Here is a 17,257-nt window from a genome sequence, read left to right as displayed (position 1 = left end):
AAGTGGAAAGGTTCTGCTATGCCTATTTTTTCATAGAACGAAAAAACCCTTTGTGATTTACACAAAGGGAGAATTTTAAGGCACATCAAACAGACGTTCAAATACTTATCTTTTTTGAACGCTTGAACCTCCATCTTCTCCCATCCAGACTGTACTGTCGGCTTTGGAATCACACCAAATCCTGCCTTAACGGCTCGCGGGCTTAGAACGAAATTATTAAATGTTCATCACCGCCGGTCGGGATTTTCACCCTGCCCCGAAGATAGACCGATATTCTATTTTCCACTTCATTATACAACAACATGATCGTATTGTGAACAAAAAAAGTGTAACTTATTTAAAATAAGTTATTAATTTTATATAATTAAAAAACAATCACTATATTTTACAATACAACCCATATTTTTTACAATTCGGTATTTCTCTTATGAATCCCCTAGTCATATGTCGTCAAAAGTGATAAGATGTTGAATTGTTAAGATAAGAACATTTTCTGAGTTATGGAGGAAATGTCATGAAGAAAGATAAAAGACACTCTATTCGAGAAGCAATGAAAAAGAACTTAAGAAAAGAATACTTTTATTTGAAAAAAGAATTACTTTTCTACTGTCCAATTGATCTAGGCACATTCTCAAGAGAGACATACTACGCTACTTTTGACCAAGGTGGCATAAGTATTTATCAGTATGATAAAAAAACAGAAAGTAAATTAAAATTGTGTGAGCGTCATCCATGGAAGAGTTGGAATAAGGTAAAAATCGATCATTATTTAACAACTTCTCAATTTATTTTCCAAGGTGAGCGAAACTGGATTTTATCCCTTTTCCAAAAAGGAAAAGAAGCTCAAAAAATAATTGAAGAACATACATCTTTACAAACGGAAGTTGTTTCCCGTCCTTTTTCCAAGAAACTTCCTGGTTTCCGTTCTAATACACCATTGAATAAATACATCGGTAGCATTTGTTACACTGCACTTATTGCATTTTTATTAAAATGGATGATTCCATTTCAAGCACCACAAATCGCCCTGTATTCTCTTTCAATTGGCTTTATGCTTCTTGGTTTACTTTGTCTTACAATTGGTCTAATCGAACCAACTATCGTACTATTTCGGACAAAAGAAAAAACAAGAACAAAAGTCTTTTACTTATATAGCTACTTAGCTATTTCTGGATTTATATGTGTCTTTATTTTTTGGTAAAAGAAGCCGTCCCAAAAGATCTTTTGGGACGGTTTTTCGTTAGGAATAGGTTGCTCTTATTGTCGCATTTTGTTGTTAAGTCGATATTTCTTGTCGAAACGTCGATATAATAAGAGCTATGTTCGATATATTTCAATTTGCGTCGATATAATTTCATTTACTATCGCAATCTTAACAAAGAAGAAAATAAATATATTCAAAAGTTATACTTTGGGAACGTTGTCTTTACTTAACGTATAGTTGTTGGTTCGGATAGATTCGCTCTTGTTGCAATCCATTTCTCACTTTAATCTCCTCAACTGTCATACTAAATCTCCGAGCAATACTAACTAAAGTATCACCTTTTTGTACAACATATAATGATGATGACACGACTTGATTCTTTTGTTCATTTAAAACAAGTAACGGATTCATCGCATTCCTTTTCTCCATCGTCCATCTTCCTTGATGCACTTCTAAATGTAAATGCGCTCCTCGCGATTCTCCTGTATTCCCTACCTCTCCAATTAGCTCTCCTTTTGAAATGTTATCCCCTTGAACTACATATCTCTTATTTAAATGCGCATAAACAGCCTCATATTCTCCATGTTTAATAAACACAACATTTCCATAACTACTTGAAAAATAAGACTTTGTCACCTTACCATTTTGAATAGCTGCAACCGGCGTTCCAATAGGTGCAGCTATATCAATACCATAGTGTTTCCCATGTCTTGTCCCAAAATAATCACTTATCTGCCCATCAACAGGCCATATCCACTGATTCCCTTCAGCGTAAACATGTAATTGAGATAAAAATAATATGCTCAATATCACCACGCCACATTTTAACGCTTTCATATACATCCTCCGTTTTCTAATAACCGTCATACCTTCTCTATTGTGGGATATTACAGAAAAAAGTATACATAAAAAAAAAGGAAGTGAATTACTCCACTTCCTTCTCTTCTTTATTACGAAAAACAAGTGCACTGCGGTTATATTCCACATCTTTCACTTGTAAACGCGCATTTATTACTCTAGCAAGCGCAAATAAATAATCAGATAACCTATTTACATACTTTAGGACAATTTCATTAGTTTCTCCTTCTTTTTGCAAGGATACTATACAACGTTCTGCTCTTCTTATAACTGTACGTGCAATGTGTAATGCAGCCGATACCTCACTACCGCCTGGTAAAATAAAACGCTCTAACGGCGGCGCTTCTTCTGTATACGAATCAATTCGTCTCTCTAAATACTCGACCATCTCTATCGTTACTTTATAGGGAATTTTCTTCTCTACTATTGCTAAATCCCCTCCACAATCAAACAGTTCATGTTGAATATTTTCAAGTTCGTTATAAATGTTATGAAAACATTCCTCTTGCAATTTAGACATGGCATATCCGATATGCGAATTCGCCTCATCAATTGTGCCATAAGCTTCTACACGTATATGATCTTTATCCACTCGGCCACCTATGACACTCGTTTCCCCTTTATCACCTGTTTTTGTATAAAGTTTCATTTCATCACGACACCTCTCTTTTTATTTTCATTCTGTTTATTAAAGAAAAAACTCTACCATTCTTTATTTAATTGCACTTACAAAAAAATAAAAAATAGTAGAGCTTTTATTCGTGATCACCTTTAAAAAACATGTATATTTAAATTATACGATTTGGTAAATATACAGAGAATATAGTTCCTTCTCCAACGACACTTGATACAGAAATCTTCCCGTCATGACCTTGAACAATATTTTTAGCAATCGCAAGCCCCAGTCCAGTTCCAACTTTTTTCCCGCGCGTTCTCGCTTTATCAGCTTTATAGAATCGATCGAACAAGAACGGAATATCTTCTTCTGGAATACCAGCACCTGAATCTTGCACTTCGAAAGTAAGGCCACTATTTTTCGTATTAATTACAAGTGTAACATTTCCACCTGCATTTGTATGACGGATTGCATTATCAATTAAATTCGTCAATACCTGTTCCATACGATCTGCATCAAACGGATATTGTTCAATTGGGCTTTGGAAATCAACTGTTAATTGAACTTCTTTATCCTTTGCAATCCCCTGGAATTTACGGCCAATTTTTTCGACAAAAGGATGAATATCAACTTCACCTATATGTAGCTCTACATGACCACTTTCCATACGTGCTAAATCTAATAACTCATTTACAAGTTTACCTAAACGAACAGATTCATCATAAATAATTTGAACAAACTCATTAATTTCTTCTTTTGTTTGCACAATATCATCTAAAATTGCTTCACTATACCCTTGAAGCATTACCATCGGTGTACGAAGTTCATGTGATACATTCGCAATAAAGTCTTGACGCATTTTCTCAAGACGACGCTCCTCCGTCATATCTCGCAATACTGCTACAGCTCCGCGAATTTTCGTTTGATTGTAAAGCGGTGTCATAAGAACTACGTAGTTACCCTTTTGCAAATTAATTTCAACAACTTGTTGTTGCTCGCTTTCTACAACGAGATGGAATAGTTCAACAAGTTCAGAAGGAAGTTTTTTACTTAACTCTACTTCTTTTTCTTCTTGCCAAACTTGTAAGAAATGTTCTGCCGGTGGATTGATAACAACGACTTCACCTTCTTGATTTAACGTAATAACACCATCTGCCATACTACTCAAAATGCTAGCTAACTGCTCTTTTTCTTGCTGCAGGGCATTCATATTAAACTTCAACTGTTTACCCATTTGATTTAAAGCAGTTGCAAGCTCCCCAATTTCGTCCTGCGACACCATAGGGGCTTTCGTATCAAATTTCCCACGCGCTACCTCAAAAGCAACTTCACGCATTTTACGGAGCGGCGCCGTAATTCGAGTAGATAAGAAAAATGCAAAGAAAGTTGTTAAAATAATCGCAATCCCGGCTGATAAGAAAATAAAATCAGTCGTTCTCTCCATACCTTGTATCGGAACTTGTAAAGATTCATATACAAACACAGCACTTTGATTTTTTGACTGCACTGGTTTCCCGACGATCATAATATCATTTTCAGTGTTTTTATTTTTTCTACTATTAGAGGCTTTTCTAATATTATTCTTAATTTCCTTTTTATCTGTAAAAACAGCTGCTAATTCTTTATCATTTTTCAAATCATCCATTGTAAGCGTAACTAATCCTTCTTGTTTCGGCGAAGAAGAAATTTCCTTACCATCTTCTACAATGATAATCCTTGAAAGTGGATCAGAAAATTTGTAAGCAATATCCTCAATCGTTTTTACATCGGCACCTTCTTCAATTAATTCCGTGACACTTGTTGCAACTTTCTGAAGCCTAGCTTCACTCATATCAACATAATACGTTCTAAAAAACTGCGAAAGTAAAATTGCAACAAATCCAAGAACAAACGAAACGAGAAGTAATATGGTCATCCATAACTTCCCTACTACACTTCTCCAAAGCATCAGTCGTTTACAACCTCAAACTTGTAACCAACGCCCCAAACGGTAACAATCATCTTCGCTGCATCTGGTGATTGTTTACTTAACTTTTCACGTAAACGCTTTACATGCGTATCAACTGTACGTAAATCTCCGAAGAACTCATATTGCCATACTTCTTTTAACAATTGCTCACGGTCAAAAACTTTATCCGGGGCTTTCGCTAAGAATAATAGTAATTCATATTCTTTCGGTGTTAAGTTCACTTCATTACCATCCGCTGTAACGCGGTGCGCATCATTATCAATTGTTAAATGAGGGAACACAGTAACATCTTTCGTCGTTGTATCTTGTGTAAAGAATGTCGTTGGTACAGCGCGGCGTAATACCGCTTTCACACGAAGTACTACTTCACGCGGGCTAAACGGCTTTACAATATAATCATCAGTTCCAACTTCAAACCCTTGTACCCTATTTACTTCCTCACCTTTTGCTGTCAGCATAATAATTGGCGTCGCTTTCTTCTCACGAATCCCTTTACACACTTCGATACCATCTTTACCAGGCATCATAATATCCAATAGGATTAAATCATAATCATTTTGTAACGCCATTTCTAAAGCTGTATCACCATTATCCGCTTCTTCAATTGTGTATTGCTCTCTTTCTAAATACATCTTTAATAAACGACGAATACGATCCTCATCGTCTACAATTAAAATTCTTGATTCATTTTCCATTTCTACCCGCTGCGTACTTTTACCACAACGGTTTACACCTACCCTTCTACAATATAATGTTGCACCTATCCTCGTTTAATTAAGCATTTTTTAACGTTCCACTTCCCATATTATGCTTCACAAGAATAATAAAGTTTGTTCATTTTTTTTCCAAAACTATGTATTTTTTTTGAACAGTATATTTGGTCCTCGACATCATTTTACAGAATCAACCGCTACTTTGTCATGTTTTTCTCAAAAAAGAAGAAAATTTGACAAAAATAAAATAGGAAAGTGACATACACTCTCCTATTTTATTTCTCTATGCATATGAATGTAAACCCGCGATAATTAAGTTTACTACAATAAAGTTAAACATAATGATTGCAAAACCAATTACTGCAAGCCAGGCGGATTTTTCTCCATGCCATCCTTTAGATAAGCGTAAATGTAATACCGCAGCATAAAAGAGCCAAGTAATAAGCGCCCAAACTTCTTTTGGATCCCAGCCCCAAAAGCGCGTCCAAGCAATTTGGGCCCAGATCATTGCAAAGATTAACGCTCCTAATGTAAACACTGGGAACCCTATCGCAATAGAACGATATCCTATTTCATCTAATAAATCACTATTCGTATTCTTTACTAACGGCTGAAGTGCCGCTGACACTCGCTTACGTAAAATAAGTCTTAATACAATATAAAGTAGTGTTCCGACTAACACTGACCAAATAACAGTATTTAATTTTTTCGCATTTACAATCGCTGGGACGTCAACTGTTGGCTCTAATTTATTTTCTGTCATTAACTTCCCTTCATGCGGTCCAACTAAAGCAGGGAGATTATACTTCATCTCAACTTGTTGTTCATTTTTATCAATCCATTGAAACTTCGATTCGTATTTCATACTAGAAAAGACAGTTGTTACTCCAATAAATCCAACTGTACAAACAAGTGTGAAAATCACTGTCTCTAACCAAAATGTACGCTTACTTCTTGTTGATTGATCTACATTTTTCAGTAAATACATTACGCCTGTAATAAAACTAATTGCTAATATTGCTTGTCCCGCTGCAGCTGTCGTTACATGAATATGTAGCCAATTACTCTTTAAAGATGGGATAAGCGGTGAAATTTCTCTCGGGAACATACTTGCATAAGCGATTAATAAAAGAGCTACCGGTAAAGCAAATAAACCAATAATACTTACACGGTATACAAAGTACATAATGATAAAAGCTCCCACAAGCATCATGCCGAAAAATGTACCAAATTCAAAAAAGTTACTAACTGGTGCATGTCCTGATGCAATCCATCTTGTAACAAAATATACTATTTGCGCAATAAATCCTAAAATTGCTATAGTTATACCTATATTTGCCCACTTATGACCTTTTTCTTTAATTGCTCCTCCAAAAAATAAGGTTGCAATTAAATATAAGATAAACGCGGCGAACAGAAAATTACTGCTTATTTGTACCATATCGTTTCCCCACCTTAACTAATTTTTTTATCATTCATTTTATCGTGTGGTTGTGGAATCGCTGTTCCTTCTAGTACTCTTTCAATATCTTTCTTTAAGCCGAACCAATTTTTATTCGTATGGCCTGCAACCCACCATTCATCATTAACACGTTGTATCCAAATACGGCGATGGTTCCAATACATACCTTGAATCACACCAACCATAAATATAAATCCTCCAATACCGAGAATCCAAAGCGTCAAATCTTTTCTTACTGTAAGAGCAGTTGCATTTTGCATTTCCACACCTGCAAATGACATTTTATATTTATTATTCCCGTCAGGCTCTATGTTTTGCTGAATACCGACGAAACTAACTTCACCATCTGGTGTTTCCGGGGTAAACATTTTAAAGACGAATGCAGGATTATTCGGTAATTTCGTTTTCGTATTCGGCCTTCCATTCTCATCAAAATAAAAATCAGGAAAATAGCTTAATAGTTCTAGAGAATACCCATTTCCTAAATCATATTTTTCTGTAGGATTCGCTAAATCTACTTTAATCGGTCCCCACTTTTGATTATTTTCTTTGTTTTGCAAATGGAAAGACATGCTTTTAAATTCACTTTCTTTGTAATCCACTTGATAAACAGCAAATTGATCAAATTTCAGTGGCTCATTCACTCGAATTTCAGCTTCTTTTACCTTTTCTAATTTCGGTTTTTGACCTGCTATATTTTCCCCTACCGCTTTATATAATACGGCATTCGTTTGGAAATTTTTCGCAATCATTTTATCACCAATACGATCAATCGCCTCATCATAAACTTCTTTGTCCTTACTCTTATCATAAACTTCCTTGATAAACTTTTCGTTTTTTAAATAATATTGTCCATCAGTTCCTGGTATTTCTTTCGTTTCACCATCGCGTAACCAAAGTGCTTCGTCTACATACATACTCGGTAAAAAACGTAGCATCGCACCGAATAGAAAAATAATAAGACCGATATGATTTACATATGGACCCCAACGGGAAAAACGTCCCTTTTCCGCTAAAACGTTCCCGTCTTCCACTTTCACATTATAATTACGTTTCTTTAAATTAATTTGAACTCGTTCTAAGTCATCTTCATGCGGCATACCAGTCCCGTACACTCTCTGTCTTTTTAAAAAACTTGGGTGTCTTTTCACCCCTTGTTTTTTTAATGCTTTATAAAGAGGAATTACACGGTCTAAGCTACATATAACGAGTGAAATGCCAATGGAAGCAATTAAAATCATGTACCACCATGATCCATATAAATTATTAAATCCTAATTGATAGTATAATTGTCCTAAAAATCCATACTCGGTCTTATAATATTCAGCTGGTTCGATTCCTGGAGTTATGTACATTTCTTGGGGAAAGATAGTTCCTATTGCCGATGCAGCTAAAGTTATTACGATTAACCATACACCTACTTTTACAGAAGAGAAAAAACTCCAAATTTTATCGACTATCGTTTTTGTATGTGTGAGAGATCTCCGGGCACTCCCCTCATATCTCATATCCAATAATTTCGTATTTTCATTACTTTCAAATGGTTTCCCACATGCTTCACAAAAAATGGTTCCTATCGGATTAACATGTCCACATTCACACTTAATTTCTTTCAAAGCTCTCACCGCCCTTTTATCTATATGTACTATTGTATATTCTAGCTCAGAGTTACCGCAATACTCAGAATTTTTAAAGCGAAGGCGCTATACGTAAGCACCTCTTATGTAAAGGCTTTCTTAATTATGGAGTAATTTTCTTCAAATATTCTTCCAGTTGTTCCTTCGTTTGTTCACCTATAATTCGCTCTACTACTTTGCCTTCTTTATCAATTAAAAAGGTTGTTGGTAATGGTCCTACCCCATATGTGCCTATGATTTTTGTTCCTTTATCAATTGCAACTGGGAATTTCAAATCATATTGGTTCACAAAGTTCTTCACTGCGATATCCGTTTCATCTGCATCTAAGGCAATAATTTCAACGCCTTTTTCTTTATATTTCGGATATAACTCATTCATATAAGGCATTTCTTTTTCACAAGGTTTACACCAAGTTCCCCAAAAATTTAAAAATACACCTTTTCCCTTTAAATCTTTTAATTCAATTTTCTTTCCTTCTAAATCGGTTACTACAAAGTTAGGTGCTTCTTTTCCAATTTGCATTTTTTCTTTATCAGAGAAAAAACCTTGATATAGCGTAAACCCTACCGCACCGCTTAAAATGAGCAGAATGATAACACGAAATAATAAGCGATTTTTTTTCATATTGTCTCCCCTCTCTTCGACGAGTGATGAATATATGTATTTTTAATAAATCACCAGCGGAGCATTCCACTGGTGAAAGTTTCACACTATAGATTAGCGAGGCTTTGTAGAAGCAAGTGCACGTAATTGCTTCACCTCATGTGGTGTCAATTCTCTTGCATCACCAGGGCGCAAGCTACCCACTTCTAAAAAGGCATACCGTTCACGTTTTAATTTCATTACTTTACAATCTAACGCTTCAAACATGCGGCGTACTTGACGGTTACGTCCTTCATGAATCGTTAATTGTACAATCGCCATCTCTTTACGCTTGTCCCAAGAAATAATTTTCACTTGTGCTGGTGCTGTTTTCCCATCTTCTAATGCAACACCTCGTTCTAACATGCGAATTTTCTCACCTGTTAATGGCCCTTTAATTTTCGCAACATACGTTTTTTCAACTTTATATCTCGGATGCATTAATACATTTGCAAATTCCCCATCATTTGTCATCAATAATACGCCAGACGTATCATAATCTAAGCGTCCGATTGGGAATAAACGTTGTCTAATTTCAGGGAAAAAGTCTGTTACAACATTTCTTCCTTTATCATCTGATACACTTGAAATTACACCAGTTGGTTTATATAGTAAAAAATAAACAGGTTCTTCTTTTTCAAGAGGGATGTTATTTACTTCTACTTTATCTTGAGGAGTTACTTTTGTTCCTAACTCCTTCACTATTTTCCCATTAACTTTCACTTTCCCTTGCTGAATTAATTCCTCAGCCTTTCTTCTCGATGCAATACCTGCTTGCGCAATCACTTTTTGTAATCGTTCCATTTCTTTTTTTCACCTCGAATTTATCTTACCTTACATTAGAAAGACTTGGCAACCGCATACGCTTTACGGTTATTCGCTCCATCTCACTTAAACAACATAGCGATGATAATAAACATATAAAGGTCAAATCATGTTTTCACCCTTTATTATTGTCCATATTTTTCATATTCCTCACAATAAAAGTTCATCATTTTGTCAAAAATACCGCATAAAAAAACCACTATTAAGCTACACCTTAATAGTGGTCGTATACATATTATAAGCGAAATAGCTCAAAAAATGAATAGTATTACTGAAACAATAAAGAAACAAACACAATTGAGCAGATAATTCCGATTAAATCTGCAAAAAGTCCTACCTTTAATGCATCTCCCATTTTTCTAATACCGACAGCCCCAAAGTATACTGTTAATATATAAAAAGTCGTATCTGTGCTACCTTGCATCGTTGAAGCTAACCTACCAATAAACGAGTCTGGCCCATATGTAGCGATTAAGTCGGTCGTAATACTTAAACCAGCAGATCCCGAAATAGGACGTATAAGTGCAAGTGGGACGATCTCGGCTGGTACATGAATAAAGTCTAACATCGGCTTCATTACCGATATCATCGCATCTAGAGCACCTGATGCCCGGAAAATAGAAATAGATACAAGCATTCCAACCATAAACGGCAAAATGGAAACCGCAATTTGAATCCCTTCTTTTCCGCCCTCAACGAACGATTCATACGTTGGAACTTTCTTTATCGTGCCATACAAAAGGATAAAACCAATTACACAAGGAATTACCCATAATGAAATTGTATTTACAATACTCATTTTTTCCGCCCCTTTCTACTCCTTCTCCGGTAAAAATAGCGGTCAATCCAAATCGCTCCAATCATCGATAACACTTGTGCTATAAATGTTACGCCAACGATTTCAGTAGGGTTTGCTGATTCATAAGTCATTCGAATCGAAATGACAGTAGTCGGAATTAATGTAATTGCTGAAGTATTTAATGCTAGAAATGTCACCATAGAACGACTTGCTGAATCCTTTCCACCATTTAACTCTTTCAGTTGTTCCATTGCTTTAATACCTAAAGGTGTTGCTGCATTACCTAACCCAAAAAAGTTCGCCATCATATTTGATAAAATGAATCCCATTGACGGATGATCCTTCGGTATTTCTGGAAATAATCTTTTTACTATCGGCATAAAAAGTGCTACTAACTTCTTTAACAATCCAGCTTCCTCAGCAATTTTCATTAAACCGAGCCAAAATACTAAAACACTAATAAGTCCAATACAAATCGTTACAGCATCTTTTGACCCTTCAAACACCGCTTTGGTCACTTCTTCCATCGTTCCATTTATCATGGCATACACAATCCCGATAACTGCCATCGCTGCCCATACGAGATTAACCATCTATCCCAACACCTATCATGTAAGAGAAGATTTCTTTTACGTTATTCCAATACATTCCCGTTGTAGCTACTAACTTTCGTTTACTGTAAAACAAATTTCGTTCTCCAACTTTCTCGTTTCCTACATAAATTTCCGTCTTCCCAATCCTTACTCCATCCGTAAGTTTTGCACTTTTATCGAGCTCAACTTTCAATAACACATTCTTTCTTTCCTCTTCAGTTAAAGGTACAGAAAAATTTTTTTTCGTATAAACATGGTTGGCATATTTCTTTTCATTTATTTCAGCGAGTGCTCCTTGTCCTAAAACTTTCGTTTGCTTATAGCGTTCAAAGCCTTTATCAAACAAATTCATATGATCATCCCAGTCACTAGAAGCGCTCAAAGTTACGACAATTAAATCTAGTCCATCTTTTGAAGCTGTTGTGACAAGCGTCCGTCCTGCTTTCTTCGTAAAACCTGTCTTTCCTCCTGTTGCAAATTCATAATAAGATGTCACAAGCTTATGTTTATTTTTCCACGGATAATCCCAAGAATCTGATTTATACGTTTTTGTTCCAAAAATTTTCTTAAAAGTCTCGTTCCCCATTGCATATTTCGTTAATAATGCCATGTCATAAGCCGACGAATAATGTGATCCATCCCCATCCAAGCCATGCGGGTTTGAGAAGTGCGTATCTTTCATTCCGATTTCTTTCGCCTTTTCATTCATTAAATATACGAACCCTTCTATACTCCCTCCCACATTTTCAGCAATTACTTGTGCTGCATCATTACCAGATCTAAGCATTAATCCGTAAACTAAATCTTCTAACTTCACTTTTTGTCCAGGTTTTAAATAAATTGCCGATCCTTCTACTCGTACGGCTTCATTACTAACCGATACTAACTCTTTCATTTTTCCTGATTCAGCAGCTAACAATGCTGTCATAATTTTTGTTATACTAGCAATTTTTTGTGGCTCATGTTCTAATTTTCCATATAGCACACGACCGGATTGTTGTTCCATTAAGACTGCGTTACGAGCACTGACACCACCGTTCATTTTTGCATATGCAGGAATTGGCATAACGCTTGCGTACATTATAATTAGCGTAATTATTATACAAATTCGTCTCATATTTCCCCCCCACGTCCTTTTGGCACTTTTTGTACAAGTGTATGCTTGGCCTTTTAAAATATGAACGAAATCTTCCTTCCACCTCCACTAAAAAAGACGCATGAGATATGCGTCTAATACGGTGTCCATTCAATTTGCTTCGCACTTTCAAATCTCTTTTCTACATCTGGCCAATTTACAACATTCCACCAATTTTTAATATATTCATCTTTTCGATTTTGATATTGTAAATAATACGCATGTTCCCATACATCCAGTACAAGAAGTGGTATCGTATCCCATTGTGTAAATAATTGATGCAGGGTACTTTGCAAAATTTCTAATCTTCCGGACCGAGGCACCCATACAAGGATTGCCCATCCAGACCCCTCAACTTTCGAGGCCGCCTCTGTAAAATGTTTTTGGAAACGTAAGTAACTCCCAAAATCCTTCTCAATTTCTTGTGATAATGCCCCTCGTGGACCCCCGCCCCCATCTTTTTTCATATTGTTCCAAAATATCGTGTGTAAGTAATGACCTGATCCATGAAAAGCCGCTTCTCTTTCCCAATGCTTAATTAGATCAAACTGATTTGTTTTTCTCGCTTCTTCCATCATCTTCTCTGCTTTATTTAATCCTTCCACGTAACTACGATGATGTTTATCATGGTGTAACATCATAATTTCTCGTGAAATGTACGGTTCTAGCGCATTATATGGATAAGGTAATGGCGGGAGTGTATGCCCCCCAATCGGAACAGCTCGTTCGCTATCCCCTCTTTCACATAGTTCATATTCCTCTCCTTCTTGCATAAATACTTCCTGTAAATGGTGTTGAATATGTTCTACATCATCACTTATTTCATACATAAACTCGGCATCTGTGTCGTATTCATGCTCTTTCATACGCTCTAATAACGTTTGAATTTTATAAGCAAGCATATGGACATCATACACTTCCATTGCACGGCTATCTAATACTTGAAGAACACTTTCACACCAGCTTTCTACTTCATGAAAGTAATCTGTAAATACACCTTGCTGACTCATGTCACACCTCCTTGATGCTATCCACTTTAACTATATTCAATTAAAATCCCTTATATAACTGGACAAAAGGAAAAGAAGCTAAGTTTCCTTAGCTTCTTTTCCTTAATTAATATTTGTGCAACATTTTTGTTTGGTAATCTGTCTCATAATATTCTAGTTCTTCACGCATCAATTGAAATTTCCCCTCTAAATCCTTCATTATTCGTTCTATAGAACCAGGGGGGATTTGCTGAAAAACAATAGAATTTTTCCCTGTATAAGCAGAACGACTATTTTCATACCAATGATCATTCTTTGGCGAAAAAAACTCTGCAATTACTTGATGGTAAATCTTATATAAAACTGTTTCAGCTGCGGTCTTTCGAAATGGTTGGCTATTCAGCAAAACAAAACATGCATCAAGTCCTTCTTCACAAAAAACAAGAAGTCTTCTTATTGACGCTAATATCCCTTTATAATATTGCTCGTTTCCTGTTGGTGTCTCCTCCAATAAAGAAGGTAACGTATGATAATTTACATAATTAGTTATCAAGGAAATTACATCTTCTAAAAATATAGAAACTTGTTCTGTTTGATTTTCAACCATCAAATTAGACATGGCTTCTCTCTCCTTTGCCGTTTTACGCTATTTCTACTCTTTTATTTTTATGTAATTCAGCTAATATTTCTTGTACTTTCACCACTGTTCCCTCGTCAAAGTATCGTTGAAAGTCTGTTACTTCATTGAGATACAAGCGCTTCTGCGCGCGTAGCTCTTTATTGTTCACTAAACAAGCGATTGCTACAATATCTCGTAAATATACGTCTTGTTCTTCTACTTTATAAACTGGATTTCCTTCAAAAGGGGTAATTTCTTGTAAAATTTCTTCAAAATATCGAACATATAAGACAGAAAAGGTTTTCTCTTGATTATTTAATATATATGTTACTTCAGATCTATTAAAAAAATCTTCTGATGTATTCGGTTTTGCTTTTTCTAACTCATATCCTGCATAACCTATTATAATCATCTACTTCCCCTCTCTTCCTTCTTTCACCTTATCTTAACTCAATTTTCTAATAAACGAAATATTCTTTTAAATATAACCTATATAAAAAATAGCTTCCCTATACAGGAATTTACCTTTTTATTTTTCTTGAAGTTTGTCATAATAATATTATTGTCTCAGTTTTCTTACACAAGGAGAGTTGTATTTATGTCGTTTTCATGGAAACGTTTCTTACAAATCGGGAAAATAATCTTCCCATTTGTTGTCTTAACAATTGTTTTCTTTCAAGCTAAAAAAGAATTAGCAGGCATTTCTTTTTTAGAAGCAATTGAAACAATTAAAAACATTCCAACTGGTGGGGTATTTTTAGCAATTACACTCGGTGCATTTGCCGTTTCAACAATGTTCTTTTATGACTTTGTTATGCTTCGTTACTTAAAAGCAGATATACCTGTACAAAAGATTTTCCGCATCTCATGGATTGCCAATACTTTAAATGGATTTATCGGTTTTGGTGGTCTTGTTGGTGCCGGTGTACGTACAATGCTATATCGTCCGCATATAAAAGAGAATGGAAAACTTATTAAAAGCATTGCTTGGATGACAACCGCTTTTATTAACGGATTAGCCATTCTGTCATTCCTCGGCCTTATTGGAATATTAGACACTAGTTTTATTCTGCACGAAAAACCGTGGTTATGGCCTGTTCTTATCTTCTTTGCTCTTTTCGTTCCTATATATATTGGGTTTTCTAAAATTAAAAATAGAAAAACAAAACAGCTAGACGGACAAGAGGAAGAAGAAGAAGAAGAAGAAGAGAAAAATCCAACTGTTTTATATTCATTAGTTTCATTAGTCGAGTGGGTATCTGCTGGTATCGTTATGTATGTCATTTTAATATTGTTTGGAATTGATATCGAATTTCAAAAGTTTTTAGGTGTTTACGTAATTGCTGCTTTAGCTGGTGTCGTAAGTCTTGTTCCTGGTGGCCTTGGTTCATTTGATCTTGTTTTCTTAACTGGACTAGGACAATACGGCATTGATACAGGCGTATTACTACCTGCTATGTTATTATACAGACTTGTCTATTACATCTTACCATTCTGCCTTGGTCTCATTTTTGCAGCCTTTGAAATGACAGGAGCGGCCATAAAAAAAATTGAAGATAAACCATTTATTGCACCTGCATTAGAAACAACTGGTGTAATTTGGACTTTACAACGTGATTTTTTAGGGAAATTAGGTTCATGGGCATCCGCCGCTTTAACAGTATTCGCTGGCTTAATGGTTATTCTATCAACGATTTTACCGACTAGTATAAATCGAGCTCACGCCTTACATATTTTAGCTCCAAAGCACCTTATTCAATTTTCTTTTAGCTTATCATTAACATTCGGTATTCTCCTCCTGATTCTTTCGCGAGGCATATATTATGGAACAAAGCGTTCTTACTATATGACGATTGTTTCTTTAATTGGAGCAGCAATCTTTAATACCCTAAAAGGAATTGACATTGAAGAAACCTTTATTTTATTAATCGTACTTGCTGTGTTATATATGCTTCGTAAAAGATTTGTACGCGAGAAAATGGAAGTCTCACTTTCTGATATCGTAAAAGTGTTTATCTTCTTATTACTTACGCTATATTTATATAAAAACTTAGGTATTTTATTTGCGGGTGCAAAAGAAGCGTTCCAACCTGATTTTGTCGTTCGAAATATTACACAAGTTAAACGAAGTGCATTAGCAGCAGCCTTTTTCGTTCCTACTTTTTTACTTATCGGTTCACTAATTGCCAATCGTTACCGTAGTCAATTTCCCGGGCAACCAGCTAATGATAAAAGGTTAGAAAACTTCTTAGATGAACATGGTGGGAACGTACTTAGTCATTTAGGTTTTTTAGGAGATAAACAGTTCTTCTTCAGTAGTGACGGAAAAGCACTTCTTCTCTTTTCAATTACTGGAAAACGTCTTGTTGTACTAGGTGATCCAATTGGTGATCCATCCTCCTACCGCACTGTGTTGCAAGAATTTTTAACTGAAGCTGATCGATTTGGGTATATTTGCGTATTCTATCAAATTGAAAGCAAATGGATGAGCTTATACCACGATTTTGGCTACAACTTCTTTAAACTTGGTGAAGAGGCTGTCGTTGATTTAAATACGTTTACAATAACAGGAAAGAAACGTGCTGGTATGCGAGCTACTTTCAACCGTTTTGAACGAGAAGGTTATACATTCTCTATTCATGAGCCACCATTCTCAGACGAATTATACGAGGAATTAAAGAAAGTGTCTGATGCTTGGCTTGGCGGAAAAAAAGAAAAAGGATTTTCACTTGGGTACTTCGATCGTGAGTATATTAGTCGTGCCCCTATCGCTACATTATCTGATGCAGGAGGAAAAATTATTGCATTCACAACCTTTATGCCAGTATATCAAAGTGGCATATTATCAGTTGATTTAATGCGTTATTATCCAGATGCCCCTAGCGGAATTATGGATGCAATTTTTATCCACTTATTCCACTGGGCAAAAGAAAATGAATACCATTCCTTTAATATTGGTATGGCACCACTCTCAAATGTCGGTTTATCAACGCAATCGTTCTGGTCTGAACGAGTTGCTGCTGCAATATTTAATAACGTTCGTTACACATATAGCTTCAGCGGTTTACGACATTTTAAAGAAAAATACAAACCTGCATGGAGTGGAAAATATTTAGCATTTCGAAAGAATCATTCTTTACCAATTACAATGCTCTCTGTAACAAAATTAATAGGAAAACGAAAAAACAGCTAAGT

The 17,257-nt window shown here is 35.5% G+C and carries 16 protein-coding genes and 1 riboswitch; of the genes, 2 read left to right on the top strand and 14 right to left on the bottom strand.

Features of this window, described 5'->3' with window-relative positions:
- Positions 1–128: 128 nt before the first annotated feature.
- Positions 129–268: riboswitch (FMN riboswitch) on the bottom strand.
- Between the two features lie 246 nt (positions 269–514).
- Positions 515–1,201 (top strand): hypothetical protein, encoded by a 687-nt coding sequence (locus tag BWGOE10_RS07285; RefSeq protein ID WP_070141503.1) that lies wholly within the window; start codon positions 515–517, stop codon positions 1,199–1,201.
- Positions 1,202–1,426: 225 nt separating this feature from the next.
- Here BWGOE10_RS07285 and BWGOE10_RS07280 read toward each other — a convergent pair whose 3' ends face one another.
- The 14 genes from BWGOE10_RS07280 to BWGOE10_RS07215 all read right to left on the bottom strand — a co-directional run bounded on the left by BWGOE10_RS07280 (position 1,427) and on the right by BWGOE10_RS07215 (position 14,474).
- Positions 1,427–2,041: a peptidoglycan DD-metalloendopeptidase family protein gene (locus tag BWGOE10_RS07280; RefSeq protein ID WP_070141502.1), complete on the bottom strand. Its 615-nt coding sequence runs from the start codon at positions 2,039–2,041 to the stop codon at positions 1,427–1,429.
- Positions 2,042–2,129: 88 nt separating this feature from the next.
- Positions 2,130–2,711: a cob(I)yrinic acid a,c-diamide adenosyltransferase gene (locus BWGOE10_RS07275; protein WP_070141501.1), complete on the bottom strand. Its 582-nt coding sequence runs from the start codon at positions 2,709–2,711 to the stop codon at positions 2,130–2,132.
- 139 nt (positions 2,712–2,850) lie between these two features.
- On the bottom strand, positions 2,851–4,626 hold the full coding sequence (gene resE, locus BWGOE10_RS07270; RefSeq protein WP_098786247.1) for a sensor histidine kinase ResE: 1,776 nt from the start codon (positions 4,624–4,626) through the stop codon (positions 2,851–2,853).
- Positions 4,626–5,342, bottom strand: a complete 717-nt coding sequence (resD, locus tag BWGOE10_RS07265) for a DNA-binding response regulator ResD (protein WP_002158614.1) — start codon at positions 5,340–5,342, stop codon at positions 4,626–4,628. Before resD ends, resE begins: the two co-directional genes overlap by 1 nt.
- 301 nt (positions 5,343–5,643) lie before the next feature.
- Positions 5,644–6,801 (bottom strand): cytochrome c biogenesis protein ResC, encoded by a 1,158-nt coding sequence (gene resC / locus BWGOE10_RS07260; RefSeq protein ID WP_070141500.1) that lies wholly within the window; start codon positions 6,799–6,801, stop codon positions 5,644–5,646.
- Positions 6,802–6,815: 14 nt separating this feature from the next.
- Positions 6,816–8,438 (bottom strand): cytochrome c biogenesis protein ResB, encoded by a 1,623-nt coding sequence (gene resB / locus BWGOE10_RS07255; RefSeq protein ID WP_070141499.1) that lies wholly within the window; start codon positions 8,436–8,438, stop codon positions 6,816–6,818.
- A 124-nt stretch (positions 8,439–8,562) separates the two neighbouring features.
- A complete protein-coding gene (gene resA / locus BWGOE10_RS07250) occupies positions 8,563–9,084 on the bottom strand; it encodes a thiol-disulfide oxidoreductase ResA (protein WP_070141498.1) in 522 nt (173 codons plus the stop codon).
- A gap of 93 nt (positions 9,085–9,177) precedes the next feature.
- A complete protein-coding gene (gene rluB, locus BWGOE10_RS07245) occupies positions 9,178–9,906 on the bottom strand; it encodes a 23S rRNA pseudouridine(2605) synthase RluB (RefSeq protein WP_002201160.1) in 729 nt (242 codons plus the stop codon).
- Between the two features lie 289 nt (positions 9,907–10,195).
- On the bottom strand, positions 10,196–10,726 hold the full coding sequence (gene spmB, locus BWGOE10_RS07240) for a spore maturation protein SpmB (protein ID WP_070141497.1): 531 nt from the start codon (positions 10,724–10,726) through the stop codon (positions 10,196–10,198).
- Positions 10,723–11,319, bottom strand: a complete 597-nt coding sequence (gene spmA / locus BWGOE10_RS07235) for a spore maturation protein SpmA (protein ID WP_070141496.1) — start codon at positions 11,317–11,319, stop codon at positions 10,723–10,725. Before spmA ends, spmB begins: the two co-directional genes overlap by 4 nt.
- A complete protein-coding gene (locus BWGOE10_RS07230) occupies positions 11,312–12,436 on the bottom strand; it encodes a D-alanyl-D-alanine carboxypeptidase family protein (RefSeq protein ID WP_070141495.1) in 1,125 nt (374 codons plus the stop codon). Before BWGOE10_RS07230 ends, spmA begins: the two co-directional genes overlap by 8 nt.
- Before the next feature lie 113 nt (positions 12,437–12,549).
- Positions 12,550–13,464: a superoxide dismutase gene (locus tag BWGOE10_RS07225; protein ID WP_070141494.1), complete on the bottom strand. Its 915-nt coding sequence runs from the start codon at positions 13,462–13,464 to the stop codon at positions 12,550–12,552.
- A 106-nt stretch (positions 13,465–13,570) separates the two neighbouring features.
- Positions 13,571–14,062, bottom strand: a complete 492-nt coding sequence (locus BWGOE10_RS07220) for a YpuI family protein (protein ID WP_002166080.1) — start codon at positions 14,060–14,062, stop codon at positions 13,571–13,573.
- A 22-nt stretch (positions 14,063–14,084) separates the two neighbouring features.
- Positions 14,085–14,474, bottom strand: coding sequence for a hypothetical protein (locus BWGOE10_RS07215; RefSeq protein ID WP_002149420.1), 390 nt, complete (start codon positions 14,472–14,474; stop codon positions 14,085–14,087).
- Between the two features lie 186 nt (positions 14,475–14,660).
- Here BWGOE10_RS07215 and mprF point away from each other — a divergent pair, with 186 nt between their 5' ends.
- Positions 14,661–17,255, top strand: coding sequence for a bifunctional lysylphosphatidylglycerol flippase/synthetase MprF (mprF, locus tag BWGOE10_RS07210; protein ID WP_070141493.1), 2,595 nt, complete (start codon positions 14,661–14,663; stop codon positions 17,253–17,255).
- Positions 17,256–17,257: the final 2 nt, after the last annotated feature.

The sequence above is a fragment of the Bacillus mycoides genome (genome assembly GCF_001757995.1).
Classification (GTDB): domain Bacteria; phylum Bacillota; class Bacilli; order Bacillales; family Bacillaceae_G; genus Bacillus_A; species Bacillus_A mycoides_B.
Note: the sequence above shows the minus strand (reverse complement) of the source record. Positions and strands in the feature narration are given on the sequence as shown.

Bases quoted from the DNA above. Each gene is read 5' to 3' on its own strand.
- mprF (WP_070141493.1), top strand. From the start codon at position 14,661: ATGTCGTTTTCATGGAAACGTTTCTTACAAATCGGGAAAATAATCTTC.
- rluB (WP_002201160.1), bottom strand. From the start codon at position 9,906: ATGGAACGATTACAAAAAGTGATTGCGCAAGCAGGTATTGCATCGAGA.
- BWGOE10_RS07280 (WP_070141502.1), bottom strand. From the start codon at position 2,041: ATGAAAGCGTTAAAATGTGGCGTGGTGATATTGAGCATATTATTTTTA.
- spmB (WP_070141497.1), bottom strand. From the start codon at position 10,726: ATGAGTATTGTAAATACAATTTCATTATGGGTAATTCCTTGTGTAATT.
- resA (WP_070141498.1), bottom strand. From the start codon at position 9,084: ATGAAAAAAAATCGCTTATTATTTCGTGTTATCATTCTGCTCATTTTA.
- BWGOE10_RS07220 (WP_002166080.1), bottom strand. From the start codon at position 14,062: ATGTCTAATTTGATGGTTGAAAATCAAACAGAACAAGTTTCTATATTT.
- BWGOE10_RS07275 (WP_070141501.1), bottom strand. From the start codon at position 2,711: ATGAAACTTTATACAAAAACAGGTGATAAAGGGGAAACGAGTGTCATA.
- resE (WP_098786247.1), bottom strand. From the start codon at position 4,626: ATGCTTTGGAGAAGTGTAGTAGGGAAGTTATGGATGACCATATTACTT.
- BWGOE10_RS07215 (WP_002149420.1), bottom strand. From the start codon at position 14,474: ATGATTATAATAGGTTATGCAGGATATGAGTTAGAAAAAGCAAAACCG.
- BWGOE10_RS07225 (WP_070141494.1), bottom strand. From the start codon at position 13,464: ATGAGTCAGCAAGGTGTATTTACAGATTACTTTCATGAAGTAGAAAGC.
- BWGOE10_RS07285 (WP_070141503.1), top strand. From the start codon at position 515: ATGAAGAAAGATAAAAGACACTCTATTCGAGAAGCAATGAAAAAGAAC.
- BWGOE10_RS07230 (WP_070141495.1), bottom strand. From the start codon at position 12,436: ATGAGACGAATTTGTATAATAATTACGCTAATTATAATGTACGCAAGC.
- spmA (WP_070141496.1), bottom strand. From the start codon at position 11,319: ATGGTTAATCTCGTATGGGCAGCGATGGCAGTTATCGGGATTGTGTAT.
- resD (WP_002158614.1), bottom strand. From the start codon at position 5,342: ATGGAAAATGAATCAAGAATTTTAATTGTAGACGATGAGGATCGTATT.
- resC (WP_070141500.1), bottom strand. From the start codon at position 6,801: ATGGTACAAATAAGCAGTAATTTTCTGTTCGCCGCGTTTATCTTATAT.